General features: G+C 59.0%; 21 protein-coding genes and 1 tRNA gene. 18 read left to right on the forward strand and 4 right to left on the reverse strand.

From position 1 onward, the window contains the following. The first annotated feature begins 12 nt into the window (after window positions 1–12). From rpsU to ACIQV9_RS24490, 7 genes are all read left to right on the forward strand, one after another. Complete coding sequence (gene rpsU, locus ACIQV9_RS24460; protein ID WP_403107114.1) at window positions 13–219, forward strand: 30S ribosomal protein S21; 207 nt, start codon at window positions 13–15, stop codon at window positions 217–219. 482 nt (window positions 220–701) lie between these two features. Next, window positions 702–2,681, forward strand: a complete 1,980-nt coding sequence (gene dnaG / locus ACIQV9_RS24465; RefSeq protein ID WP_403106995.1) for a DNA primase — start codon at window positions 702–704, stop codon at window positions 2,679–2,681. 67 nt (window positions 2,682–2,748) lie between these two features. Next, window positions 2,749–4,599, forward strand: coding sequence for an RNA polymerase sigma factor RpoD (rpoD, locus tag ACIQV9_RS24470; protein WP_403106998.1), 1,851 nt, complete (start codon window positions 2,749–2,751; stop codon window positions 4,597–4,599). Window positions 4,600–4,721: 122 nt separating this feature from the next. Beyond that, window positions 4,722–8,468: a bifunctional diguanylate cyclase/phosphodiesterase gene (locus tag ACIQV9_RS24475; RefSeq protein WP_403107001.1), complete on the forward strand. Its 3,747-nt coding sequence runs from the start codon at window positions 4,722–4,724 to the stop codon at window positions 8,466–8,468. Between the two features lie 15 nt (window positions 8,469–8,483). After that, window positions 8,484–8,560 (forward strand) — tRNA-Ile (locus tag ACIQV9_RS24480). Window positions 8,561–8,916: 356 nt separating this feature from the next. After that, window positions 8,917–9,372: a Panacea domain-containing protein gene (locus ACIQV9_RS24485; protein ID WP_403107004.1), complete on the forward strand. Its 456-nt coding sequence runs from the start codon at window positions 8,917–8,919 to the stop codon at window positions 9,370–9,372. A gap of 6 nt (window positions 9,373–9,378) precedes the next feature. Next, the gene (locus tag ACIQV9_RS24490; protein WP_403107007.1) at window positions 9,379–9,828 is read left to right on the forward strand and encodes a hypothetical protein; all 450 of its coding nucleotides are present in this window, start codon (window positions 9,379–9,381) and stop codon (window positions 9,826–9,828) included. Between the two features lie 151 nt (window positions 9,829–9,979). On the opposite strand, the gene ACIQV9_RS24495 is transcribed toward ACIQV9_RS24490, so the two are convergent. Next, the gene (locus tag ACIQV9_RS24495; protein WP_403107010.1) at window positions 9,980–10,165 is read right to left on the reverse strand and encodes a hypothetical protein; all 186 of its coding nucleotides are present in this window, start codon (window positions 10,163–10,165) and stop codon (window positions 9,980–9,982) included. Between the two features lie 450 nt (window positions 10,166–10,615). On the opposite strand from ACIQV9_RS24495, the gene ACIQV9_RS24500 reads away from it, so the two are divergent. After that, window positions 10,616–10,924 (forward strand): DUF3077 domain-containing protein, encoded by a 309-nt coding sequence (locus ACIQV9_RS24500; RefSeq protein WP_403107013.1) that lies wholly within the window; start codon window positions 10,616–10,618, stop codon window positions 10,922–10,924. Window positions 10,925–11,017: 93 nt separating this feature from the next. On the opposite strand, the gene ACIQV9_RS24505 is transcribed toward ACIQV9_RS24500, so the two are convergent. Then, window positions 11,018–11,689, reverse strand: a complete 672-nt coding sequence (locus ACIQV9_RS24505) for a peptidase M41 (RefSeq protein ID WP_403107016.1) — start codon at window positions 11,687–11,689, stop codon at window positions 11,018–11,020. Window positions 11,690–12,016: 327 nt separating this feature from the next. Between ACIQV9_RS24505 and ACIQV9_RS24510 the strand changes: the two genes are divergently transcribed. The 10 genes from ACIQV9_RS24510 (at window position 12,017) to ACIQV9_RS24555 (ending at window position 22,971) form a co-directional block, all read left to right on the forward strand. Further along, entirely contained in the window at window positions 12,017–12,478 is a 462-nt protein-coding gene (locus ACIQV9_RS24510) for an Lrp/AsnC family transcriptional regulator (protein ID WP_403107018.1), read from the forward strand. Between the two features lie 220 nt (window positions 12,479–12,698). Continuing rightward, a complete protein-coding gene (locus ACIQV9_RS24515; protein ID WP_403107021.1) occupies window positions 12,699–14,381 on the forward strand; it encodes a flavin monoamine oxidase family protein in 1,683 nt (560 codons plus the stop codon). A 12-nt stretch (window positions 14,382–14,393) separates the two neighbouring features. After that, window positions 14,394–15,188 (forward strand): carbon-nitrogen hydrolase family protein, encoded by a 795-nt coding sequence (locus ACIQV9_RS24520; protein WP_403107024.1) that lies wholly within the window; start codon window positions 14,394–14,396, stop codon window positions 15,186–15,188. A 48-nt stretch (window positions 15,189–15,236) separates the two neighbouring features. Beyond that, window positions 15,237–17,663, forward strand: coding sequence for a pyrroloquinoline quinone biosynthesis protein PqqF (gene pqqF / locus ACIQV9_RS24525; protein WP_403107027.1), 2,427 nt, complete (start codon window positions 15,237–15,239; stop codon window positions 17,661–17,663). 154 nt (window positions 17,664–17,817) lie between these two features. Further along, a complete protein-coding gene (pqqA, locus tag ACIQV9_RS24530; protein WP_009045898.1) occupies window positions 17,818–17,892 on the forward strand; it encodes a pyrroloquinoline quinone precursor peptide PqqA in 75 nt (24 codons plus the stop codon). Window positions 17,893–17,970: 78 nt separating this feature from the next. Continuing rightward, window positions 17,971–18,882 (forward strand): pyrroloquinoline quinone biosynthesis protein PqqB, encoded by a 912-nt coding sequence (gene pqqB / locus ACIQV9_RS24535; protein ID WP_403107030.1) that lies wholly within the window; start codon window positions 17,971–17,973, stop codon window positions 18,880–18,882. 125 nt (window positions 18,883–19,007) lie between these two features. Then, on the forward strand, window positions 19,008–19,760 hold the full coding sequence (pqqC, locus tag ACIQV9_RS24540) for a pyrroloquinoline-quinone synthase PqqC (RefSeq protein ID WP_403107033.1): 753 nt from the start codon (window positions 19,008–19,010) through the stop codon (window positions 19,758–19,760). Further along, entirely contained in the window at window positions 19,757–20,032 is a 276-nt protein-coding gene (pqqD, locus tag ACIQV9_RS24545; RefSeq protein ID WP_403107036.1) for a pyrroloquinoline quinone biosynthesis peptide chaperone PqqD, read from the forward strand. The genes pqqC and pqqD overlap by 4 nt, the downstream gene beginning before the upstream one ends. A gap of 4 nt (window positions 20,033–20,036) precedes the next feature. After that, the gene (gene pqqE, locus ACIQV9_RS24550) at window positions 20,037–21,179 is read left to right on the forward strand and encodes a pyrroloquinoline quinone biosynthesis protein PqqE (RefSeq protein ID WP_403107116.1); all 1,143 of its coding nucleotides are present in this window, start codon (window positions 20,037–20,039) and stop codon (window positions 21,177–21,179) included. After that, the gene (locus ACIQV9_RS24555) at window positions 21,145–22,971 is read left to right on the forward strand and encodes a S9 family peptidase (RefSeq protein WP_403107039.1); all 1,827 of its coding nucleotides are present in this window, start codon (window positions 21,145–21,147) and stop codon (window positions 22,969–22,971) included. The genes pqqE and ACIQV9_RS24555 overlap by 35 nt, the downstream gene beginning before the upstream one ends. Before the next feature lie 106 nt (window positions 22,972–23,077). Here the strand turns inward: ACIQV9_RS24555 and ACIQV9_RS24560 are convergent, their stop codons facing one another. Both ACIQV9_RS24560 and ACIQV9_RS24565 read right to left on the reverse strand, forming a co-directional pair. Continuing rightward, window positions 23,078–23,236: a YqaE/Pmp3 family membrane protein gene (locus ACIQV9_RS24560; protein ID WP_007904205.1), complete on the reverse strand. Its 159-nt coding sequence runs from the start codon at window positions 23,234–23,236 to the stop codon at window positions 23,078–23,080. Window positions 23,237–23,609: 373 nt separating this feature from the next. Next, the gene (locus ACIQV9_RS24565; protein WP_403107042.1) at window positions 23,610–25,388 is read right to left on the reverse strand and encodes an acyl-CoA dehydrogenase C-terminal domain-containing protein; all 1,779 of its coding nucleotides are present in this window, start codon (window positions 25,386–25,388) and stop codon (window positions 23,610–23,612) included. Window positions 25,389–25,515 lie beyond the last annotated feature (127 nt).

Raw genomic sequence — 25,515 nt, forward strand, 5'->3', positions numbered from 1 at the left:
TGGTGGCCAGCGGTGAAAGTATATGAGTCCGACCCCTGCGACGTAGCTCTGCGTCGTTTCAAGCGCTCCTGCGAAAAAGCCGGTGTACTGGCTGAAGTTCGTAGCCGCGAATTCTACGAGAAGCCTACTTCTGAGCGTAAGCGCAAAGCAGCAGCCGCTGTTAAGCGTCACGCGAAGAAAGTTCAGCGCGAACAGCGACGCTCCGTTCGTCTGTACTAATACACAGACGTTCGTAGCAAGCTTCTGCCAAGCCCGGCCCTCAGCCGGGCTAATGGCATTTGCGGAAAACGCTTGATGCTTCACCGTCAAAGCCGCAGACGCGACCGAGACAAACCTGCTTCACAGCGTCAGACCTGGCTCTTTTGCCAGCGGTGCACGTCTTTTCTGACGAGCCTTCCAAGGCTACTGACGAGCACACCCACTGATTCCTCTCACGACGATCAGCCCAAGGCACCTTCTTGCGTGCCCGCTTATGAGCTATCCGAGGCCCTCGACTGGCCGCAGCGGATTTCAGCGAAACACTTTCATATAGTCGAATACTGATTGGTACTAACGTCAGTGGATTTTCGGCAGATACACTTCCCGACAGCGATTACGCAGACGACACCGGTCGAGCCGCACATTTTGCGCGCCTAAAACAACGACTCGCGTTCGGCCGCTCATCGTTTTGGGCCCCTTTAAGCGCAGATGACGAGAACGCCATGGCCGGGCTAATTCCCCAGAGCTTCATTGACGACCTTCTGAACCGCACCGACATCGTCGATGTGGTCAGCTCGCGCCTGCAAATGAAAAAGGCCGGCAAGAATTACACCGCCTGCTGCCCTTTTCATAAAGAGAAAACCCCGTCCTTCAGCGTCAGCCCCGACAAGCAGTTCTATTACTGCTTCGGTTGCGGCGCGGGCGGCAATGCCCTCGGCTTCATGATGGACCACGACAACCTGGATTTCGTCCAGGCGGTCGAAGAACTGGCGAAAGCCGCCGGCATGGAAATCCCCCGCGAAGAAAGCGGTCGGCCGCACAAACCGCGACAACCCACTGATTCGCCGCTGTACCCGCTGCTGACTGCGGCCGCCGAGTTTTACCGTCAAGCCCTGAAAAGCCATCCATCGCGCAAAGCGGCTGTGGATTACTTGAAAGGTCGCGGGTTGACCGGCGAAATCGCCAGGGACTTCGGCCTCGGCTTCGCGCCGCCCGGCTGGGACAATCTATTCAAGCACTTGAGCAGCGACACCCTGCAACAGAAAGCCATGGTCGACGCCGGCCTGCTGATCGAGAATGCCGAAACCGGCAAACGCTATGACCGCTTTCGCGATCGCGTGATGTTCCCGATCCGTGACAGCCGCGGACGCATCATTGCTTTCGGCGGCCGGGTATTGGGCGACGACAAGCCGAAATACCTGAACTCACCGGAAACCCCGGTATTCCATAAAGGCCAGGAACTCTACGGTCTTTATGAAGCACGCAAGAACAACCGCAACCTCGACGAAATCATCGTCGTCGAAGGCTACATGGACGTCATCGCCCTCGCCCAACAAGGCTTGCGCAATGCCGTCGCGACCCTGGGCACCGCCACCAGCGAAGAGCACTTGAAGCGGCTGTTTCGCGTCGTGCCCAACGTCCTGTTCTGCTTTGATGGCGACCAGGCCGGCCGTAACGCTGCGTGGCGCGCACTGGAAGCGGCGCTGCCGTGCCTGCAAGACGGGCGGCGCGCGCGCTTTCTATTCCTGCCCGAAGGTGAAGACCCGGACACGCTGGTCCGCTCCGAAGGCACTGACGCTTTCCGCGCGCGAATCAACCAGCACGCCCAGCCGTTGGCGGATTATTTCTTTCAGCAACTGACCGAAGAATCGGACCCACGCTCGCTCGAAGGCAAGGCCCACATGGCCACCCTCGCCGCGCCGCTGATCGACAAGGTCCCGGGCGCGAATCTGCGCATCCTTATGCGTCAACGCCTGACCGAAATTACCGGCCTCAGCGGTGAAGCCGTGAGTCAACTGGTGCAAAGCGCACCTCAGGATGCGCCACCGGCTTACGACCCGGGCATCGATTACGACGCCATGCCGGATTACAGCGACTACCATCAGCCGCAGGCACAAGAGATGTATGTGCCGCAGCAGGAGTGGACGCCGAAGAAACCCGGCGCTGGCGGCAAGAAGTGGGACAAGAAGCCCTGGGACAAAAATGGCAAGCGGGGCGGTGATCGCGATCAATATAGTGCCCCGCGTACACCGATCGCCGTCGAAGCTCCAACACTGATAGCACTGCGCACCCTCATTCATCACCCGGAACTGGCGGGTAAGGTAGAAACCGCCGATCACTTCGCGAATGAGAGCAATACATACGCGCAACTGCTGGTCGCCCTCATCGGGGCGGTACAGAAAAATCCTAAGCTAAACTCTATTCAACTGATGGCCCGCTGGCATGGGACTGAACAGGGGCGCCTGCTCAAGGCTTTGGCGGAAAAGGAATGGCTGATTGACGGCGACAACCTTGAACAACAGTTTTTAGACACCATTACTAGGTTATCGGCAAGTCAACACACGGATAGCCTGGAAGTACTCATCAGGAAAGCAAGGCAGCCAGGATTGACCGCGGAGGAAGCAAATCAGATCGCAAATCAGATGCGCGACCTATTAAAACGCAATATGGCTGTATCAGACCCGACCTCAACTGGCGCGTGAGGTCATAGCTCAGGTATAATCCTCGGCTTGTTTTTTGCCCGCCAAGACCTTCAGTGGATAGGGTGTTATGTCCGGAAAAGCGCAACAGCAGTCTCGTATCAAAGAGTTGATCACACTTGGTCGTGAGCAGGGTTACCTGACTTACGCGGAGGTCAACGACCACCTGCCGGAGGATATTTCAGATCCGGAACAGGTGGAAGACATCATCCGCATGATCAATGACATGGGGATCAACGTATTCGAGGTTGCGCCAGATAAGGATTCCCTTATGCTGGCCGACGCCGATACTGACGAAGCCGCGGCCGAAGAGGCAGCAGCAGCGTTGGCAGCGGTCGAGACCGACATTGGTCGCACCACCGACCCAGTGCGCATGTACATGCGTGAAATGGGTACGGTAGAGCTCCTCACACGTGAAGGCGAAATCGAAATCGCCAAACGTATTGAAGAGGGTATCCGTGAAGTGATGGGCGCAATCGCGCACTTCCCTGGCACGGTTGATCACATTCTCTCCGAGTACACTCGCGTCACCACCGAAGGTGGCCGCCTGTCCGACGTCCTGAGCGGTTATATCGACCCGGACGACGGCATTGCGCCACCTGCAGCCGAAGTGCCGCCGCCTGTCGATCCGAAAGCCGTGAAAGCGGACGACGATACCGACGACGACGAAGCTGAAGCCAGCACCGACGACGAAGAAGAAGCCGAAAGCGGTCCGGATCCGGTCATCGCAGCACAGCGTTTTGGCGCCGTCTCCGATCAGATGGAAATCACCCGCAAGGCGCTGAAAAAGCACGGTCGTGGCAACAAGCTGGCAATTGCCGAGCTGGTGCTGCTGGCTGAGCTGTTCATGCCGATCAAACTGGTACCGAAGCAATTCGAAGGCCTGGTCGAGCGTGTTCGCAGTGCCCTGGATCGTCTGCGTCAGCAAGAGCGCGCGATCATGCAACTTTGCGTTCGTGATGCCCGCATGCCGCGTGCCGACTTCCTGCGCCAGTTCCCGGGCAACGAAGTTGACGAAAGCTGGACCGATGCACTGGCCAAAGGCAAAAGCAAATACGCTGAAGCCATTGGTCGCCTGCAACCGGACATCATTCGTTGCCAGCAAAAGCTGACCGCGCTGGAAACCGAAACCGGTTTGACGATCGCCGAGATCAAGGATATCAACCGTCGCATGTCGATCGGTGAGGCCAAGGCCCGCCGCGCGAAGAAAGAGATGGTTGAAGCGAACTTGCGTTTGGTGATCTCCATCGCCAAGAAGTACACCAACCGTGGCTTGCAATTCCTCGATCTGATCCAGGAAGGCAACATCGGTCTGATGAAAGCGGTAGACAAGTTCGAATACCGCCGCGGCTACAAATTCTCGACTTATGCCACCTGGTGGATCCGTCAGGCGATCACTCGCTCGATCGCCGACCAGGCCCGCACCATCCGTATTCCGGTGCACATGATCGAGACGATCAACAAGCTCAACCGCATTTCCCGGCAGATGTTGCAGGAAATGGGTCGCGAACCGACCCCGGACGAGCTGGGCGACCGCATGGAAATGCCTGAGGACAAGATCCGCAAGGTATTGAAGATCGCTAAAGAGCCGATCTCCATGGAAACCCCGATCGGTGATGACGAAGACTCCCATCTGGGTGACTTCATCGAAGACTCGACCATGCAGTCGCCAATCGATGTAGCCACTGTTGAGAGCCTTAAAGAAGCGACTCGCGAAGTGCTGTCCGGCCTCACTGCCCGTGAAGCCAAGGTTCTGCGCATGCGCTTCGGTATCGACATGAATACCGACCACACCCTCGAGGAGGTTGGTAAGCAGTTCGACGTGACCCGTGAACGGATTCGTCAGATCGAAGCCAAGGCGCTGCGCAAGCTGCGCCACCCGACGAGAAGCGAGCATCTGCGCTCTTTCCTCGACGAGTGATCACAAAACCCCCGGCCCAGGCCGGGGGTTTTGCTTTATGCAGATTAAATCCCCCGCGCGTCCCCCCCGCCGAATTGCCCGTCTACACTCGAAACATTCCCCCGAGCCATAACGAGACCGTTATGCCCAGACTGCCGACCGTGCTTTTTTTGCTGTCGCTGATGACCTGGACCGCAACGGCTGGCGCGCTGACTCTGACCGACGAAGAACGTAGCTGGCTGGCGGCTCACCCGGACTTGCGCCTGGGTGTCGACGCCTCCTGGCCGCCGTTTGAATTTCGTGACGATCAGGGCCGCTATCAGGGTCTGGCGGCGGACTACATCAACGTGATCCGTCAACGGCTGGCCGTCAAACTGACGCCCATCGAGCCGATCAGTTGGACCGAGGTCCTGCAGCAGGCCAAGCAAGGCAAGCTGGACGTCCTGCCGGGCATCATGTCGACCCCGGAGCGCCAGTCGTACCTGTCATTCACTCGCCCCTATCTGGACTTTCCGATTGTTATCCTCGCTCATGTCGGAGGCCCCCAGCCGCGCAAGCTCGAAGAGCTCTACGGGCTGAAGATCGCCGTCGTGGAAAACTATGCGCCCCATGAGCTGTTGCGCACGCACCACCCCGACCTGAATCTGGTGGCGATGCCCAATGTCAGCTCGGCCTTGCAGGCGCTGGCCACCGATGAAGTGGATGCGGTCGTGGGCGATCTCGCCTCCAGTGTCTGGAGCCTGCGTCAGCTCAAGCTCGACGGCCTGTATGTCAGCGGCGAAACGCCCTATCGCTATCAATTGGCGATGGCCGTGCCCCCCAACAACAAGATTCTGGTCGGGATTCTGGACAAAGTCCTCGCGGACATGACTTCAAGTGAAATCAGCGCCATTCAGGAACACTGGATCGGCAACGTTCTGGATCATCGAACCTTCTGGTCGGATTTGCTGGTCTACGGTCTGCCCGGGCTGCTGTTTCTGATGATCATGCTGGCAGTGGTCATCCGGATTAACCGCCGACTCAGTTCGGAAATTGCCCGGCGCGTCGACCTCGAACAAGAGCTGCGCAGCAGCGAATACCATTACCGCGGGCTGGTTGAGAGCCTTTCCGCGATTGCCTGGGAAGCGCGGATCAGCGATTTCACCTACAGCTATGTGTCACCACATGCCGAAGAACTTCTTGGCTATCCGCTATCCCATTGGCTGATTCCGGGCTTCTGGCGCAACATCATCCACCCTGCGGACCTGACCCGGGCTCAGACTTTCTGCGACCACGAAGTATTGGCCGGGCGTGATCACAGCGTCGATTACCGCGTTATCACCGCCGACGGTCGCTGTCTGTGGGTGCGCGATATCGTCAGTCTGATCGAGCACGGGCATGAGCCGGTGATGCGTGGATTGATGATCGACATCAGTGACGCCAAGCGCACTGAAGAGGCCCTGAGCCTGTCCGAGCAAAAATTCGCCTCCGTGTTTCAGCAATGCCCGGACATCCTGGTGATCGCGCGGCTGTCCGATGGCTGCCTGATGGAAGTCAACAAAGCGTTCGAAGAACAAGTAGGTCTCAAGGCTGAAGATGTCATTGGCCAGACCGCCACCGACCTGAATATCTGGGGCATTCCCGGTGTCGGTCCGGGTTTGCTGCAGCGCTTGCAGGCCGGCAGCATCCGCAACCTGGAGATGCCCTTTCGCCGCAACAATGGCCAGGTGTTTACCGGCCTGATTTCCGCCGAGCCCTTCGACCTCGATACGACCCCCGCCCTGGTCGTCGTCGTGCGCGATATCAGTCAGCTCAAGGAAACCCAGCAGCAACTGCAAACCTCTGAAGAAAAATTCGCCAAGGCCTTCCACGCCTCCCCGGACGGCTTGCTGCTGTCCCGGCAGAGCGACGGATTGCTGCTGGAGGTCAACGAGGGTTTCAGCCGCATCACAGGCTTCAACAGCGCGATGTCTGTGGATCGTTCCGCCTTGGAACTGGGGATATGGGTCAATCTCAACGAGCGTAAACAGATGCTCGATCTGCTGCAGAGGGATGGCTTTGTTCGTGACTTCAGCTGCCACATCCGCCGCAGTGACGGGCAAATCCGCCTCTGCGAGGTTTCCAGCCGTCCGCTGCCCATCGGCGACGAAGACTGCATGTTGACCATTGCCCGGGACATCACCGAACGGCACCTGATGCAGGAAAAACTGCAACAGGCCGCCACGGTGTTCGAGAGCACCGCCGAGGGGGTGTTGATCACCGACACCCAACAGCACATCAGCGCGGTCAACCGAGCGTTCACCGAGATCACCGGCTACAGCGAGAGCGAAGCACTGGGCCACACCCCTCGCCTGCTCGCCTCGGGCCTCCACGACAGCGCGTTCTATGCAGCGATGTGGCATCAGCTGACGGACGAAGGTCACTGGCAAGGCGAGATTTCCAACCGCCGCAAGAATGGCGAGCTCTACCCGAGCTGGCTGACCATCAGCGCCGTGCGCAACCGGGAAAAATTCATCACCCACTTCGTGGCGGTGTTCGCGGACATTTCCAGCCTCAAACACGCGCAGGCCAAACTCGACTACCAGGCGCACCACGATCCGCTGACCGGCCTGCCAAACCGCACGCTGTTCGAGAGCCGACTGCTGACCGCACTCAATACCCAGCAGGAAAACGGAGGCCAAGGCGCGGTGCTGTTCCTCGATCTGGACCGCTTCAAACACATCAACGACAGCCTTGGTCACCCGGTCGGTGACCTGCTGCTCAAAGGCATCGCCGTGCGCCTCAAAGAGCAGTTACGCGATATCGATACCGTCGCGCGCCTGGGGGGTGACGAATTCATCATCCTGCTGCCCGGCCTGCAACAATCCAGCGATGCCGACAACATTGCCACCAAGCTGCTCAATTGCTTCGCCGCTCCCTTCCAGGCCGGCGAGCACGAGTTTTTCATCAGTGCCAGCATTGGCACCAGCCTGTACCCCAAGGACGGCTGCGACGTCGCCACGCTGGTCAAGAACGCCGATGCCGCGATGTATCGCTCCAAGGCCAAGGGCCGCAACCGGGTGGAAAGCTACACCCGCGACCTCACCGCCCAGGCCAGCGAGCGCGTGGCGCTGGAACATGAATTGCGGCGCGCCATCGAGCGCAATGAGCTGTTTCTCTACTACCAACCGAAAATCAGCCTCGCCGACCATCGGCTGGTCGGCGCCGAAGCGCTCATTCGCTGGCATCACCCGACCTTCGGCGCGGTGCCGCCGGAACACTTCATTCCCTTGGCGGAAGAAAACGGCATGATCCTGCAGATCGGCGACTGGGTACTGGAGACAGCCTGCCGACAGATGTATGAGTGGAACCAGGTCTATGAGTGCCTCGGCCCCCTGTCGGTCAACCTCGCCGGCGCTCAACTGCGCCAGCCGAACCTGCTCGGGCGGATCGAACAACTGCTGAAGGACAACGGCCTGGCGCCCGGTTTTCTGCAACTGGAAATTACCGAAAACTTCATCATGAGCCAGGCCGAAGAAGCACTGGCGGTGCTGCACCAACTCAAACACCTGGGGGTGCAATTGGCGATCGACGACTTCGGCACGGGCTACTCGTCACTGAGCTACCTCAAGCGTCTGCCGCTGGACATCCTCAAGATCGACCAGTCCTTCGTCCGCGGCCTGCCTGACGATCCGCACGATGCAGCGATTGTTCGCGCCATCATCGCCTTGGGCCGCAGCATGCAATTCACTGTCATTGCAGAGGGCGTCGAGACCCAGGCACAGCAACAATTCCTGGCCGAAGAAGGCTGCGAACAGATCCAGGGCTACATCGTCAGCCTGCCCCTTCCCCCCGACGAATTCGCCGCGACGTTTCTTCGTATTGCCGTATCGGATTTTTCGGATAGCACAGCCGAGAAACCATCGTTATAATCCGCGACCTACTGAGGGCCTATAGCTCAGTTGGTTAGAGCAGAGGACTCATAATCCTTTGGTCCACGGTTCAAATCCGTGTGGGCCCACCAAACAAGAAAGCCGCGCTGATGCGCGGCTTTCGTGTATCTGGCACTTAGGTAACCGTCGGATGTTTTTCGTTAGAAACAGCCGAAGTACCCAAAACGTGTCCACCTCGATTCGCCACCGCCCCTCGGGGATAAGGCTCGGCCTCTTGAAGCACGACCCTTGCTAAGCCGTCCGATAAGCGACGCGAAGTGGTGACAAAACAACTGTACATCTATACAGTTTAAACGACAAAGCGCGCTAGCCATGGTCCTACCGTAAGAGGATGCAAGGAGAGCATGTCGGGAATATATGCGCTATATATTCCCCTATATGGATTTGTGCGATGTATAGTCGCCCCGCAATGCTCATGGAGGTACACATGACCGTGAAACACACCCCTGTCAATGCCGCGGACGTTGCAGCTTTTGTCCTTGAGAAACAGGGAGAAATTACTGCGATGAAACTGCAAAAGCTTGTCTATTACAGCCAAGCGTGGTCCTTGGTTTGGGATGAGGCACCGTTGATCCGGGAAAAAATCCAGGCTTGGGCCAATGGCCCGGTTATCCCAGAACTCTACTTTGCACACAAAGGCAAATACACAGTGGCTCCTGGGGAGATAGAAGGGAACCCTGATGCTCTCGATGAAGATCAGCGTGAAACCATTGAGGCAGTCCTTAGCCACTATGGTGATAAGCACTCTCAATGGCTGAGTGATCTCACGCATGCAGAAGACCCTTGGAAGTATGCTCGGAAAGAAGCTGGTCTTCCCGATGGCGCACGCGGAACCACAGAGATCACCCAAGCGGCGATGGCTGAGTATTACAGCTCACTGTGAGGCTACATGGCTAAGGGAAACGGCAAAAAGATAGCAAAACACAAACCATCTCAGACTCCAGCCGAAAAGCCAGCTAAACAACCTCATTCCCGTCAAATCCCTGCCAGCGGCATATCTTGGCGATTCAGTCGTGCAGATAAGGGGGGGCCCTTTGCCTGGAGTAGTTTGGCGGACGCTGGTGATTACAAAGCTGTCATGGAACGACTTCACTGTTTTGAAACGATGAGTCTTGAAGAGATAGCCAAAAGCGGATCCCATGACATTGAGCTGAGTAGACTTTCAAGAGATGCCCAGCAGCGTCTTCAAGAGATACAACAAGACGACATCGATTCTCTTATGTCATTTCGAGTGACTGGCCCCAAGAGAGTCTTCTGTATAAGAGAAAGAGAGGTCATGCGGGTACTTTGGTTTGATTCGGATCATCAAGTTTGCCCCGCTCCGAAAAAACATACCTAACGCCCCTCTCCTTTCTTGCCACAAATCCAGCCATAGAAAAATCTCTCTGTGTCTAGCCCTGAAACAGGTGTAAACATATTCAGGACGAGACATACCAAGCCAAAAGCCGCGCAAATACGCGGCTTTTGGCTTTCTGAAGTTGGCAACGAATTTAGACCAGCGGAACCACCAAGGCAACGACAACAAAAGTCACCAGAGCAAACGCGGCGCCGAGACTAAACGGCAGCAGCATCGTTCGGGCCGCAGTGGGGGCCGGGCTACGCATGTCTTCCGCCAAAGCGGCCACGTCTCGGTGCAACTGCTCAATGCAGGCTTGAATTTTAGGGGGTATGGACATACTGCACCCTCCCGTCGGGCTCGGTTGAGCTTTGTGCGCTGCTCGAAGGCGGATCCTCCGTCATTTTCCCTGTCTGCCGTCTAGGTTACATTTTGCGCTGACGTCAGATTATCGGATGACGTCCGCCATGGTTGTAGGCAAACTCCGAGAATTGCGTAATGGGTGCGTTTAGGCACTTTGCCGCCTTGTTGGCGTTCTCTTCGACGGGATACTCTCCGGACGTCGCTGCAAATGCAGCGATCGGGTGTGGTAACCCGGGAACCAGCGCAACAGTGCACTCATCACGAAGATAGGCAGTTTTTTATGCCTGTGATCTCGATATGGCAGCTGTGCGTGGGACGCCTTCGGGCGTGCCGGTTTCCTTGGTTCCCGGTTTACCACCCTGCGTACAGCTGCCACCCTTTCGTGTGGTAACGAAAGTGGCAGCTCCTCGAACCCAGGAGTTATATCGTGAACAAAACAAATCCGTCCGCAATTTCAGACCTGAAAACCATCGGTTTCACCCCACTCATCTACTGCTCGGATCAGGCGTTGTTCAACGTCCGCGCCGGCGTCCCCATCGTTGATGCATTGTCACAAGCCTCCGATCTGCTGTTCCTCGCCAAATCATTTGCCGAAGACGCAGCCTACGCAAGAGACACTGACCGCCACGCTTGGGCCGCGCACTATCTGACGGCAATGGGTAAGGCGGTGATTGATGATGTGGTGAAGGTGCTGACACCGCGCCCCGCTCGGACCGCGACGGAATCCGAGGAATAGGGCGGCTTACCCCACAGAAAGAAGCCCCGATTATTCGGGGCTTCCAAATCGTGATCGGGCGTGCAATGCGCGCCCGCAATGTCGTTATTTCCTCTACGGATCGGCATCACTACAGCTGCCAGCCCAAACACACAACGCCGGAATCGCCTGCACCAACCCCATCCGCTCAAGCGCCTCCCTCGTCAACACTCCCTCATACGTATCCGCCGCCCGCCCCCATTGCTCCACGATATCCACACCATCAACCAACGCCTCGCCCAACCCAATAATCGTATCGGCCAATGCCTCAACGATTGTTTGAGTCCGCAACCACAGGCGATCCGTAATCTCTTTCAGCTCGGCCGCTACCCGTTCAGCCGAAGCCGGATCCGTCTCGGGGAAGGTGATGTTGCGCAGCAAGTGCCGTAATTCCCTTATTTTTGCGTAGTCCTGCTCCGCCCCAAGCTCTCCCTTCAGGATGGCGGTCGCTTTCGGCTGATCGACGCGTTTGCCGAGTGAACGTTTTGAAGTTAATGACTGCGCCATAGCGCCGGCAAAGAGGACCATCATCCGGGCTTCCAGATGCTCCTTCATGGCTTCAATCGACGAAATCGAATGCGCCAAGGTAATGGAAGCGCCCGCTTGATGCCTCAAGTCCATGGTGACTGTCAGACTCACGCCACCCGTCTCAAATCCCAGGGCCCGGGCAACGACGTAGTGGCCCATTTCGTGATTGGCAATCTGCACTGCGCGATCCCGTACAGCGGGAGGCATCTTCTTCGTCATTGTGGTCACCTCGCATCCCTCGATTTCGCATTCGACTACGACTGACTCTGTGTGTCCATCCTGTGGACCAAGCGTCCGGCCGAAGCAGTGATTGAGGCGCTTGCCAAACGCGGCGTCCTGGTGGGTCGGGTGTGGAAAGATTGACAGACGTGGATTCGGGTCAGCGTAGGAACAGAAGCGGAAATGCAGCGATTTCGGCAGACATTTGCCTCGGCCGTTCAAGCCTAAAGCCCGCAATGGCATGGTACCGAAGCCAGATCCCAGCTCCGCTGTGCCAGCCGTGCTGTAACATGCCAAGCCACTGATTTGTGTTACCGGAGACGACCCTTGCCTGACACCCGCCCACCCACTCTCGACGAAATCGACCGCCAACTGATCGCGGCCTTGCAGATCAATGCCCGCGAAAGCGTGGCCATGCTCGCTCGCCAATTGGGGATTGCACGGACCACGGTGACTTCACGTCTGGCGCGGCTGGAGAAGGCCAAAGTCATCACCGGTTACGGCGTGCGTCTGGGTCAACGGGTGGTGGACGGCGGATTGCAGGCTTACGTCGGGATTACGGTGCAACCGCGCTCGGGCAAGGAAGTGTTGCGTCGGCTCAGCGCCATGGCCCAGGTTCAGCAGTTGTGTGCGGTGAGTGGTGAATTTGATTACGTGGCGTGGTTGCGCACGGAATCGCCGGAGCAGCTGGATCAGTTGCTGGATCAGATTGGCAGTGTGGATGGGGTGGAGAAGACGACGACTTCGATCATCTTGAGCAGCAAGATTGATCGGGGGCAGCCGGTTTGAGTTTTGGCCGCAAGTTATGCGGTGCCTCGGCGGGCCTCTTCGCGGGCAAGCCCGCTCCAACATGGTCAATGTGTAGTCGTATATCGTCATAGTGATCTATTAATTGGCAAAACGACGACACATTGCGTCTTATTAACGTGTTCTACGCTCTCTAGAATGGCTGCCATCTTTTCCTATACTCAGATGCGCATTCCGCGTCGGGTCGCCAGTAAGGTCAGTCATGAACAAGAACAATCGCCATCCTGCAGACGGTAAAAAACCAGTCACCATTTTCGGCCCGGACTTTCCTTTCGGCTTTGACGACTGGATCGAACACCCGGCCGGTCTGGGCAGCATCCCGGCGCACAACCATGGCGCTGAAGTGGCGATTGTCGGGGCGGGGATCGCCGGACTGGTGGCCGCCTATGAACTGATGAAACTGGGCCTCAAGCCCGTCGTCTACGAAGCCTCGAAGATGGGCGGTCGTCTGCGTTCCCAAGCGTTCAACGGGACCGATGGCATCGTCGCCGAACTGGGCGGCATGCGCTTCCCGGTGTCGTCCACGGCGTTTTACCACTATGTCGACAAGCTCGGTCTCGAGACCAAACCCTTTCCCAATCCGCTGACGCCTGCCTCTGGCAGCACCGTGATCGACCTGGAAGGCAAAACCCACTACGCACAGAAGCTGGCCGACCTTCCTGCACTGTTCCAGGAAGTGGCTGACGCGTGGGCGGATGCGCTGGAGGCCGGCTCGCAGTTTTCCGATATCCAGCAAGCGATCCGCGACCGCGATGTGCCACGCCTCAAAGAGCTGTGGAACACCCTGGTTCCGCTGTGGGATGACCGCACGTTCTATGACTTCGTCGCCACCTCCAAAGCCTTCGCCAAGTTGTCGTTCCATCACCGCGAAGTCTTCGGCCAGGTCGGTTTCGGCACCGGCGGCTGGGACTCGGACTTCCCGAACTCGATGCTGGAAATCTTCCGCGTCGTGATGACCAACTGCGACGATCACCAACATCTGGTCGTCGGCGGCGTCGAACAAGTGCCACAAGGCATCTGGCGTCATGTGCCGGAACGTTGCGTGCACTGGCCCGAAGGCACCAGCCTCAAGTCGCTGCACAGAGGCGCGCCACGCTCCGGGGTTAAAAAAATCGCTCACGCCCCGGACGGCCGTTTTGCGGTCACCGATAACAACGGCGACACCCGCGAATACGCAGCAGTGCTGACCACCTGCCAGAGCTGGCTGCTGACCACCCAGATCGAATGCGACGAAAGCCTGTTCTCGCAAAAGATGTGGATGGCCCTGGACCGCACCCGCTACATGCAATCGTCGAAAACCTTCGTGATGGTCGACCGGCCATTCTGGAAGGACAAGGACCCGGAAACCGGCCGCGACCTGATGAGCATGACCCTCACCGATCGCCTGACCCGCGGCACCTATCTCTTCGACAACGGCGACGACAAGCCGGGCGTGATTTGCCTGTCTTACTCGTGGATGAGCGACGCGCTGAAAATGCTCCCGCACCCGGTGGAAAAGCGCGTGAAACTGGCGCTGGACGCATTGAAAAAGATCTACCCGAAAGTCGATATCGCCGCGCGCATCATCGGCGATCCGATCACCGTGTCGTGGGAAGCCGACCCGCACTTCCTCGGCGCGTTCAAAGGCGCCCTGCCCGGCCACTACCGCTACAACCAGCGCATGTACGCGCACTTCATGCAGGACGACATGCCGGCCGAGCAACGCGGGATATTCATCGCAGGCGACGACGTTTCGTGGACGCCGGCGTGGGTTGAAGGCGCGGTGCAGACCTCGCTCAACGCGGTCTGGGGCATCATGAAACACTTCGGCGGTGAAACTCACGCCGAGAACCCGGGTCCAGGTGATGTGTTCAACGAGATCGGTCCGATCGCCCTGCCCGAGTAAGAGGAATCCCAAATGCGCGTAGCCCTTTACCAATGTCCACCGCTGCCCCTGGATGTCGCAGGCAACCTGCAACGCCTGCATCAACTGGCGCTGGAGGCCAAGGGCGCGGATTTGCTGGTGCTGCCGGAAATGTTCCTGACCGGCTACAACATCGGCATCGATGCGGTCAGCGTGCTGGCGGAGGTGCACAACGGCGAATCGGCGCAGCAGATCGCGCGCATTGCCAAGACCACCGGGATCGCCATTTTGTATGGCTATCCTGAGCGCACCGAGGACGGGCAGATCTACAACGCCGTGCAGTTGATCGACGCTAACGGTGAGCGCCTGTGCAACTACCGCAAGACTCACCTGTTCGGCGAACTCGATCACTCGATGTTCAGCGCCGGGCAAGATGACTTTCCGTTGGTGGAACTCAACGGCTGGAAGCTCGGCTTTCTGATCTGCTACGACCTGGAGTTCCCGGAAAACGCCCGACGCCTGGCCCTGGCCGGTGCCGAACTGATCCTGGTGCCGACGGCGAACATGATTCCCTTCGACTTCGTCGCCGACGTCACCGTTCGTTCCCGCGCCTTCGAAAACCAGTGTTATGTGGCTTACGCCAACTACTGCGGGCAGGAAGGCGAGATCAACTACTGCGGCCAGAGCAGCATCGCCGCGCCGGATGGCAGCCGCATCGCCCAGGCCGGCCTGGATGAAGCCCTGATTGTCGGTGAGCTGGATCGTCAGTTGATGATCGATTCCCGTGCCGCTAATCGCTACTTGATCGATCGCCGTCCCGAGCTTTACGGCGACCTTAACAAGCGCTGATCCATCGTTATCCGCTAGCATTGGCACTTCTCTGTTCTGGAAGTGCTCATGCCTGCGCTGAATCAACCCCGCCCCCACACCGAAACCCTGGCCAACGGCCTGCGGGTGACGCTGCGTCACGCCCCCGATTTGAAGCGCTGCGCTGCTGCGTTGCGGGTTTTCGCGGGCAGTCATGACGTGCCGCTGGCATGGCCCGGCCTGGCGCATTTTCTTGAGCATTTGCTGTTTCTGGGGACAGAGCGCTTTCCCGCAGGGCAAGGGCTGATGGCCTACGTGCAAGGTCACGGCGGCCAGGTAAATGCACGCACCAGCGAACGCACAACCGACTTCTTTTTCGAACTGCCGCCGCAAGCCTTTGCCGGTGGGCTGGAGCGTCTGTCAGACATACTCGCTCATCCGCGTATGAATCTGGACGATCAGCGGCGGGAACGGGAAGTGCTGCACGCCGAATTTGTCGCCTGGTCCCGGGATGCCACGGCTCAGCAGCAGTTTGGGCTGTTCGACGGGCTGTCGGCCGCTCACCCGCTTCGGGCGTTTCATGCGGGCAACCGTTACAGCCTGCCGGTGCCGCAGCCGGAGTTTCAGCAAGCGTTGCAGGATTTCTATCAGCGGTTTTATCGGACCGGGCAGATGACGTTGAGCCTGGCGGGCCCGCAAAGTCTCGATGAGTTGAGGGCAATGGCTCAGCGCTTTAGCGATCCTGTTGCCGTAGGGGAAAAGGTCGCGCAACAAGCACCTGTACCGCTGATGGATTCTTCCGACACAAGTTATCAACAGGCTGGTGAGCGTCGGCTCGATCTTCTGTTCGCGTTCGAAGCATTGCCCGACTCCTCGCGCGAAGCATTAGCGTTTCTGTGTCACTGGCTGAACGCCGCGAAACCGGGCGGTCTGCTGGCTGAATTGCGTGAGCGCGGGCTGGCGGACAGCCTGAAAGCCGCGCCGTTGTACCAGTTCGCCGGGCAAGCCTTGCTGCATATTGGATTCATCACGGCTCGACCGGCGAGCGCGATTCGCGAGCGGCTTGTGGATTGGCTGGGCTTTTTTGCTTCTCAGCAAAACGGGACCGAGTTACGCCAAGAGTACGCCGCTCTGCTCGACCGTCAGCAACAGGTCAGCGGCGCTCTGCAACTGGCACAACTGGACAGTGAGCAGCTTCAGGCGGGCCTGACCGAACAGGGCGTCGTGGCGCTCAAGTACATTCTGAAAAAAATCGGTGCTGTGGATAACTTCAGCGGCAAATGGCAGTTGCCGACGCCTAACCCGTTTTTACGTGCCGAAGCGCCAGTGACCAATGCCGGGTTGATTCGCGGCCAGACCAGCAAACACCGTGGCCTGCGGACATTTGCCCAGGATCGCTCGCGCAGCCGTCGCGAAAACTCGCCGATGCAATTCAGTCAGGCGTTGCCGGATAACACGGATGAAGGTGCGATTTATCTACGTTGGCGGTTAGCTTCCAAACCTCATCCCCGTCTTCAGTCGAGCCTGAAAAATCGTCTGCAACCTATGCGCGAAGACGCCCGTCAGGCGGGGGTCGACTTTTCCTTCAGGGCATCAGGCAATGAGTGGCTGCTGAAGATGACCGGATTGCAGGAGCCCATGCCGACCGTCCTCGAACATGCGCTCAAAGAGCTGACAAAATCTGATGCCGGTTTCCCACAGGAAGAACCGCCAAGCGTGCCGTTGATGCCGATCAGACAACTGCTGAAAATGCTTTCCGAGCATTCACTTGAGCGCACCGCTGAAAGTGATGACCTGCAGCAGCTGTGGGCGAGCGCACGCTGGCAAGGTCTGGCGATGGGCCTGTCGGCGCAGACTCAAGCGGCGATGGGCCTGGCACTGAGCCGCGTGCCCGGCGTTGCGGACGATCAGCCGTCGCCGCCCGTCTCGATCAACTCGCTGCACCTTTGGAGCACTGTCGACACCGGCTCCAGCGAACACGCGCTGTTGCTGTTTTGTCCGACGGCCACGCGGGACATCGCCGACGAGGCCGCGTGGCGCTTGCTCGCTCACCTGTGCCAGACGCCGTTCTATCAGCGCCTGCGTGTTGAGCTGCAATTGGGGTATGCCGTGTTCAGCAGCCTGCGCCAGATCCATGGGCAGACCGGGCTGCTGTTTGGCGTTCAATCACCGAGCGTTGCCCCTCAGGATCTGCTGGAACACATAGAGCGCTTCTTGAACGAAATCCCCGCAATGATTGAAGGCATCGATGAGGCGACCTTCGTTGCCCAGCGCCAGGCCCTGGCCGATCAATTCCATAGCAGCGCACTGCCCCGCGCTCAGGCGGCAGAACTGCTCTGGCAGGGCAAACTGGCGGGCCACTCGTCGGATTATCTGGAGCGTTTGCCTGAAGCGATCCGGATGATCGATCGCAAAGCATTGAAAGACGCCGCCCGACAACTGAATCAAGCCGAAGGTGGCTGGCGCTGCCTCGCCAGCAGTGCTTGCCCGACGGCGCCTTGGCAAGCGGCAAAATGATCATTACCGACGCTGCAATTAGCTTTCTCAAAGATTCGCGGCCAATCGCTCTGTAATTTTGAGTAACATAGCCACCTAACTATCTGAACATCTCCGGCTGGAGGTGGACTATATGTATAGGTCTTACTTTCTCATCACCTGAAGGAGCGCTCCCATGTCCTGGTCCAAACCTGCTTACACCGACCTGCGTATCGGCTTTGAAGTCACCATGTACTTCGCAAGCCGCTAAGTCTGCCGTTGTAATGATGTGCAACGCCTCGGTTTACCGGGGCGTTTTTATTTTCAGCGTTGAAATGATGGAGCGCCCATGTTTGTCCAGATTCTAGGTTCCGCCGCCGGCGGCGGTTTCCCCCAGTGGAACTGCAACTGCGTGAACTGCGCAGGTTTTCGCAACGGCAGCCTGAACGCCAAGGCGCGCACCCAGTCGTCCATCGCCCTGTCCGATGACGGCGTGAACTGGATCCTGTGCAACGCATCGCCGGACATCCGTGCCCAACTCCAGAGCTACCCCCCGATGCAACCGGGCCGCGCCCTGCGCGACACCGGCATCAGCGCAATCATCCTGATGGACAGCCAGATCGACCACACCACTGGCCTGCTCAGCCTGCGCGAAGGTTGCCCGCATCAGGTCTGGTGTACAGACATGGTCCACGAAGACCTGAGCACCGGCTTCCCGCTGTTCACCATGCTCAAGCACTGGAATGGCGGGCTGAACTGGAACCGCATCGAACTCGACCGCAGCTTCACCATCCCGGCCTGCCCGAGCCTGCGCTTCACCCCGCTGCCCCTGCGCAGCGCCGCACCGCCCTACTCGCCGCACCGCTTCGACCCGCACCCGGGCGACAACATCGGCCTGATCGTCGAAGACCTGAACACCGGCGGCAAATTGTTTTATGCGCCGGGCCTGGGCAAAGTCGATGCGCCGCTGCTGGACATCATGGCTGGCAGCGATTGCTTGCTGGTGGACGGCACGATGTGGGATGACGACGAAATGCAGCGCCGTGGTGTCGGCACGCGTACCGGGCGGGAGATGGGCCATCTGGCGCAAAACGGGCCCGGCGGCATGCTCGAAGTGCTGGAACAGTTGCCCAAGCATCGCAAGGTGCTTATCCACATCAACAACACCAACCCGATTCTTGATGAGGATTCGCCGGAGCGTGCAGAACTGGTTCGGCGCAATGTTGAAGTGGCGTATGACGGCATGAGTATTGTGTTGTAGCGGATGGCCCTATCGCGGGCAAGCCCGCTCCCACAGGATTGTGCATAACTTGTGGCAGCGGGCTTGCCCGCGATGACGTCCGACCAGACACCACAGAATCCACCGGTCGTACCCGGAGAACCGAAATGACTGACACCCCCATGTCCCCCGCCGAATTCGAGGCGGCCCTGCGCGCCAAAGGCGCCTATTACCACATCTATCACCCGTATCACGTGGCGATGTACGAAGGCCGGGCAACGCGCGAGCAGATCCAGGGCTGGGTCGCCAATCGCTTCTACTATCAGGTGAACATTCCCCTGAAGGACGCCGCGATCCTCGCCAACTGCCCGGACCGCGAGATCCGTCGCGAGTGGATTCAGCGGCTGCTGGATCACGACGGTGCCCCCGGCGAAGACGGCGGCATCGAAGCCTGGCTGCGTCTGGGCCAGGCCGTCGGCCTCGATCCGGATCAACTGCGCTCGCAGGAACTGGTATTGCCCGGCGTGCGTTTCGCCGTGGACGCCTACGTCAACTTCGCCCGTCGGGCCAGTTGGCAGGAAGCCGCCAGCAGCTCGCTGACCGAACTGTTCGCGCCGCAAATCCACCAGTCGCGCCTCGACAGCTGGCCGCAGCATTACCCGTGGATCGACCCGACCGGTTACGAGTATTTCCGTACCCGCCTGGGTCAGGCGCGCCGCGACGTGGAACACGGCTTGGCGATCACTTTGCAGCACTACACGACGCGGGCCGGTCAAGAGCGCATGCTGGAAATTCTCCAGTTCAAACTGGACATTCTTTGGAGCATGCTCGATGCCATGAGCATGGCCTACGAATTGAACCGCCCGCCGTATCACAGCGTGACCGACCAGCGGGTCTGGCATAAAGGAATCACCTTATGAGTTTTGATCGCAGCAAGACCCCGACCTGGCGCACCGGCTACCGTTTCCAATACGAACCGGCGCAAAAAGGCCACGTGCTGCTCTATCCGGAAGGCATGATCAAACTCAATGAAAGCGCCGCACTGATTGGCGGTTTGATCGACGGCGAACGTGACGTAGCGGCGATCATTGCCGAACTGGACGCGAAGTTCCCCGGCGTGCCCGAGCTCGGTGAAGACATCGAGCAATTCATGGAGGTTGCCCGTGCTCAGCACTGGATCGAACTTGTCTGATTCCGTGTCAGACAATTTACCGCCAAAACCTGAAATCGGCCTGCCCCTGTGGCTGCTGGCCGAGCTGACGTACCGCTGTCCGCTGCAATGTCCGTACTGCTCCAACCCGCTGGACTTCGCCGAACAAGGCAAAGAACTGAGCACCGAACAGTGGATCAAGGTATTCCGTGAAGCCCGGGAAATGGGTGCCGCACAACTGGGCTTTTCCGGCGGTGAACCGCTGGTGCGCCAGGACCTCGCCGAGCTGATCGCCGAGGCGCGCAAACTGGGCTTCTACACCAACCTGATCACCTCCGGCATTGGTCTGACCGAGCAGAAAATCAGCGACTTCAAGAAGGCGGGTCTGGACCACATCCAGATCAGCTTCCAGGCCAGTGACGAGCAAGTGAATAACTTGCTGGCCGGTTCGAAAAAGGCCTTTGCGCAGAAGCTGGAAATGGCGCGCGCGGTGAAGGCCCACGGTTATCCGATGGTGCTGAACTTCGTGACCCATCGGCACAATATCGACAAGATCGACCGGATCATCGAGCTGTGCATCGCCCTTGAGGCCGACTTCGTCGAACTCGCGACGTGCCAGTTTTACGGTTGGGCGCAGCTCAATCGGGTCGGTCTGTTACCGACCAAGGAACAACTGGTCCGCGCCGAACGCATCACCAACGAATACCGCGCCAGGCTGGAAGCCGAAGGGCATCCGTGCAAGCTGATTTTCGTCACGCCGGACTACTACGAAGAACGCCCGAAAGCCTGCATGAATGGCTGGGGCAGCATCTTTCTTACAGTTACGCCGGACGGAACCGCACTGCCGTGTCACGGTGCCCGACAGATGCCGGTGCAATTTCCCAACGTGCGCGACCACAGCATGCAGCACATCTGGTACGACTCGTTCGGCTTCAACCGATTTCGCGGTTACGACTGGATGCCTGAGCCGTGCCGCTCCTGCGACGAGAAAGAAAAAGACTTCGGCGGCTGCCGTTGCCAGGCGTTCATGCTCACGGGTGACGCGAGCAACGCCGACCCGGTGTGCAGCAAGTCGCAACATCACGGCGTGATTCTCAAGGCCCGCGAAGAAGCCGAGCACGCGACCCAGACCATCGAACAACTGGCCTTTCGCAATGAACGAAATTCACGACTCATCGCTAAAAGCTGAACCCTTCAGTGCCTCCCGGGCCGTCGCAGCCGGTATCGACTTCGCCGAATTGCTGGTCGGCCAGCACGGTCTGTTCTGGAACGAATACCGCCCCGAGGATGCTGCCTGCAGGATCTGGCATTGGCGCGACGGCCAGGCCCGTTGCCTGACGCCAGCCGGTTTCAGCGTACGCAGTCGGGTGTACGAATATGGCGGTGGCGCGTTTTGTCTGACGGATGACGGTATTGTTTTCGTCAACGAAGCGGACCAGCAACTCTATCGGCAATCGCTGGCGGGCGAGACCCCTGAGGTGCTGACCTCCGGAGAATGCCGTTACGGCGATCTGCAGTTTGCCAATGGACAGGTTTTGGCGGTTGAAGAAAACCGGGATCGGCATCGACTGGTGGCTATCGATGTGGCTGACGGAGTACGTCATCTGCTGGCCGAAGGCGCTGATTTCTATGCCGCGCCGACGTTGAGTCCTGACTCGCAACGATTGGCGTGGATCGAGTGGAGCCGCCCGGATCAGCCATGGACCGCCACTCGCCTGATGGTTGCCGAACGCCAGAACGATGGGCGCGTTGCTCAACCGCGTTGTGTGGCGGGCGAAGGTGTTCAGGAGTCGCTGCAACAACCTCGTTTCGATAGCGACGGCCGCCTGTTTTGCCTGACGGATCGCGCCGGTTACTGGCAGCCTTGGGTGGAGTCCGCAGAGGGCTTGAGTCCGCTGCCGAGTGCCGCCGCGGATCATGGACCAGCGCCGTGGCAGTTGGGTGGCAGCACCTGGTTGCCGCTGAGCGATGGCCGCTACCTGGCCAGCTGGACCGAAAGCGGGTTTGGCAGACTGGGTCTTTGTGGTGAGTCCTGTGAAGATTTCACGGGCGATTACAGCCGCTTCCGCTCTCTCGCACTGGATGAGCAGTTCATTTACTGCATCGCCGCTTCGCCAGTCAGTTCGTCGTCAGTCATTGCCATCGACCGCCAGACGCGGCAGGTCAAAACACTGGCTGGCGGTATTGCACCGTTGCCTGCCGAGCACATCAGCATCCCGCAAACCTTGCGCTATCCGAGTGGTTCAGGCGAGGCCCATGGCTTCTTCTATCCGGCGATGACCGGTGAGGCGAAACCGCCGCTGGTGGTGTTCATCCACGGCGGCCCGACATCGGCCTGCTACCCGATGCTCGATCCGCGCATCCAGTACTGGGCGCAACGCGGCTTCGCCGTGGCCGACCTCAACTACCGCGGCAGCAGTGGCTATGGCCGGGCTTATCGCCAGGCGCTGCACTTGAGCTGGGGCGAAGTCGATGTGGAGGACGCCTGCGCCGTAGTCGCTCATCTTGCCGAACGAGGATTGATCGACGGCGACAAAGCGTTTGTTCGCGGTGGCAGTGCCGGCGGTTACACCACCCTTTGTGCGTTAGCCTTTAACAATGTTTTCCGCGCGGGTGCCAGCCTTTACGGTGTCAGCGATCCCGTTGCACTGGGCCGGGCGACCCACAAGTTCGAAGGCGATTATCTGGATTGGCTGATTGGCGATCCGGTTGAGGATGCCGAACGATACGCCGCGCGCACTCCGCTGCTGCATGCGAGCAACATCAGTGTTCCAGTGATTTTCTTTCAGGGTGAACTGGATGCCGTGGTGGTGCCGCAACAGACCCGCGACATGGTCACGGCGCTACAGGACAACGGCATTCTGGTGGATGCGCATTACTACGCGGACGAACGCCATGGCTTTCGCAAGGCCGGTAACCAGGCCCATGCGCTGGAGCAGGAGTGGTTGTTTTATCGGCGGGTGATCGAACTCGCAAGCTGAAACCGCGTCGCGCCCTTCGCGGGCAAGCCTCGCTCCTACAGGTACGGTGTTATCCCCGATGGAGCGAGGCTTGCCCGCGAAAGCGATCTATCTGACGCCGCAGAACTCAGCGCTTGGCAATGATGTACACCGCATGCACGATCCCCGGAATGTAACCGCACAGTGTCAGCAGAATATTCAGCCAGAACGCGCCGGCGAAACCGACTTGCAGAAACACACCCAGGGGTGGCAACAGAATGGCAATGATGATGCGAATGAAATCCATGGGGCAGCTCCTGATTTGAAGTGGGCTCGTGAAAGCCCTACAGCTAATCGACCTGCGGTGACCGTCAGGGTTCAAGTACGGCAGATCTGGCAGACACAACGGGCTGAACACTTGAACAACTCGACCACGCTCGACGGGCGGAGCTGAATACTTTTCTGCGGGCAAAAGAAAACCCCGCCGAAGCGGGGCTTTGCAGACTGTTTCCCTGACATCCATTTCACTCCACCGTCCTGGCAGAATCCTACGTGTCCGTGTTGTTGCTTTGCGCTTCCTGCGCGACGTCCATGTGAAGTAGATTAGCTCTGGATCCAATCTTCGCCTATGGGAGAACAGCAGCACGTCATGTAAGAGAATGCTTACATGACGCTACCGGTCAGAACTGTCCGGCATCCAGCAGGAACAGCGATTCGCTCCCCGCCTTCACCGACGCACTCAGCGAGTGAATACGCGGCAGCAGACGGGCGAAATAGAACCGCGCCGTGCCCAGCTTGCTCGCGTAGAAATCGTCCTGCGCTTCTTTGCCGAGGGCCGCCTTGGCCATCAGTGCCCACATGTAGCCGTACGCCACATAACCGAAGGTTTGCAGGTACTCGACCGACGCCGCGCCGATTTCGTTCGGGTTGTTTTTTGCCCGGTCCAGCAACCACGCGGTCAGTTCGTCGAGGGTGGTCACGGCATCGTTCAGCGGCTTGGTGAACTCTGCCAAGTCAGCGCTGGCAGTGGCGGTGAAGTGACGGATCTCGTCCGCGAACAGGTTGTAGAACGCCCCGCCCGTGCCGACGATCTTGCGTCCTACAAGGTCCAGCGCCTGAATGCCGTTGGTGCCTTCGTAGATCTGGGTGATGCGCACGTCGCGCACCAGTTGCTCCTGGCCCCACTCACGGATGTAACCGTGGCCGCCGAACACCTGCTGGCCGTGCACGGTGGTTTCCAGACCGAGGTCGGTCAGGAACGCCTTGGCCACCGGAGTCAGCAAAGCGACCAGATCTTCCGCGCGTTTGCGGGTGGTGGCGTCTTCGCTGAACTTGGCGGTGTCCAGTTGCATGGCCACGTAAGTGGAAAACGCACGACTGCCTTCGTTCGAGGCTTTCATGGTCAGCAACATGCGACGCACGTCCGGGTGGACGATGATCGGGTCCGCGACCTTGTCCTTGTTCTGCGCGCCGGTCGGCGAACGGCTTTGCAGACGGTCGCGGGCGTATTCGACGGCGTTCTGGTAGGAACGCTCGCCGGTGGCCAGGCCTTGGATACCGACGCCCAGACGCTCGTAGTTCATCATGGTGAACATCGCCGCCAGGCCTTTGTTCGGCTCGCCGATCAGGTAACCCACGGCTTCGTCGAAGTTCATCACGCACGTCGCGGAGGCCTGGATACCCATCTTGTGTTCGATCGAGCCGCAGTTCGCCGGGTTGCGCGCGCCCAGGCTGCCATCGGCATTGACCATGAACTTCGGCACCAGGAACAGCGAAATGCCTTTCGGCCCCGCCGGTGCGTCGGGCAGTTTGGCCAGCACCAGATGGATGATGTTTTCGGTCAGGTCGTGTTCGCCGCCGGTGATGAAGATCTTGGTGCCGCTGACTTTGTAGGAACCGTCGGCCTGAGGCTCGGCCTTGGTGCGGATAATCCCCAGGTCCGTACCGGCGTGCGGCTCGGTCAGGCACATGGAGCCGGCCCAGACGCCGGCGTACATGTTCGGCAGGTACGCGGCTTTCAGCTCTTCGCTGGCGTGGGCGTTGATCGAGAGGCAGGCGCCGGCGGTCAGCATCGGGTACAGACCGAAGGACAGGCTGGCAGAGTTGACCATTTCTTCGACTTGCGCCGACACGGCCTTGGGCATGCCCATGCCGCCGTAGGTCGGATCGCCGCCGACGCCAACCCAGCCGCCTTCGGCATACGTCTGATAAGCCTGTGGGAAACCTGCCGGCGTGGTGACGGCACCGTCCGCCCAATGGCAACCTTCTTCGTCAGCCGCACGACTCAGGGGTGCGATGCTTTTGCTGGTGACCTTGCCGGCCTCTTCGAGGATGGCTTCGACCGTTTCCGCATCGACGGTCTCGGCCAGCGCAGGCAGCTCGGCCCAGAGTTTGGCGACCTCGAAGACTTCATTGAGAACGAAGCGCATATCGCGCAGGGGCGCTTTGTAGTCAGCCATGGCAAACCTCGCAAGATCTAAACAGGTGATTCGTGGGAATGGTGTTTTCGTTGGGTCCGAGTGTAACCCAACAACTTTTGCGACACATAGGGTCAGCCAGTGACCGTTTTGTAATGTTTAGTCACTG

Source organism: Pseudomonas sp. NPDC099000, from assembly GCF_044759925.1.
Lineage (GTDB): Bacteria > Pseudomonadota > Gammaproteobacteria > Pseudomonadales > Pseudomonadaceae > Aquipseudomonas.

Bases quoted from the DNA above. Each gene is read 5' to 3' on its own strand.
- ACIQV9_RS24490 (WP_403107007.1), top strand. From the start codon at position 9,379: ATGGCTAAGGGAAACGGCAAAAAGATAGCAAAACACAAACCATCTCAG.
- pqqF (WP_403107027.1), top strand. From the start codon at position 15,237: ATGCCTGCGCTGAATCAACCCCGCCCCCACACCGAAACCCTGGCCAAC.
- pqqC (WP_403107033.1), top strand. From the start codon at position 19,008: ATGACTGACACCCCCATGTCCCCCGCCGAATTCGAGGCGGCCCTGCGC.
- ACIQV9_RS24560 (WP_007904205.1), bottom strand. From the start codon at position 23,236: ATGGATTTCATTCGCATCATCATTGCCATTCTGTTGCCACCCCTGGGT.
- pqqB (WP_403107030.1), top strand. From the start codon at position 17,971: ATGTTTGTCCAGATTCTAGGTTCCGCCGCCGGCGGCGGTTTCCCCCAG.
- ACIQV9_RS24520 (WP_403107024.1), top strand. From the start codon at position 14,394: ATGCGCGTAGCCCTTTACCAATGTCCACCGCTGCCCCTGGATGTCGCA.
- dnaG (WP_403106995.1), top strand. From the start codon at position 702: ATGGCCGGGCTAATTCCCCAGAGCTTCATTGACGACCTTCTGAACCGC.
- ACIQV9_RS24495 (WP_403107010.1), bottom strand. From the start codon at position 10,165: ATGTCCATACCCCCTAAAATTCAAGCCTGCATTGAGCAGTTGCACCGA.
- ACIQV9_RS24485 (WP_403107004.1), top strand. From the start codon at position 8,917: ATGACCGTGAAACACACCCCTGTCAATGCCGCGGACGTTGCAGCTTTT.
- pqqD (WP_403107036.1), top strand. From the start codon at position 19,757: ATGAGTTTTGATCGCAGCAAGACCCCGACCTGGCGCACCGGCTACCGT.
- ACIQV9_RS24505 (WP_403107016.1), bottom strand. From the start codon at position 11,689: ATGACGAAGAAGATGCCTCCCGCTGTACGGGATCGCGCAGTGCAGATT.
- rpoD (WP_403106998.1), top strand. From the start codon at position 2,749: ATGTCCGGAAAAGCGCAACAGCAGTCTCGTATCAAAGAGTTGATCACA.
- ACIQV9_RS24555 (WP_403107039.1), top strand. From the start codon at position 21,145: ATGAACGAAATTCACGACTCATCGCTAAAAGCTGAACCCTTCAGTGCC.
- ACIQV9_RS24475 (WP_403107001.1), top strand. From the start codon at position 4,722: ATGCCCAGACTGCCGACCGTGCTTTTTTTGCTGTCGCTGATGACCTGG.
- ACIQV9_RS24565 (WP_403107042.1), bottom strand. From the start codon at position 25,388: ATGGCTGACTACAAAGCGCCCCTGCGCGATATGCGCTTCGTTCTCAAT.
- ACIQV9_RS24515 (WP_403107021.1), top strand. From the start codon at position 12,699: ATGAACAAGAACAATCGCCATCCTGCAGACGGTAAAAAACCAGTCACC.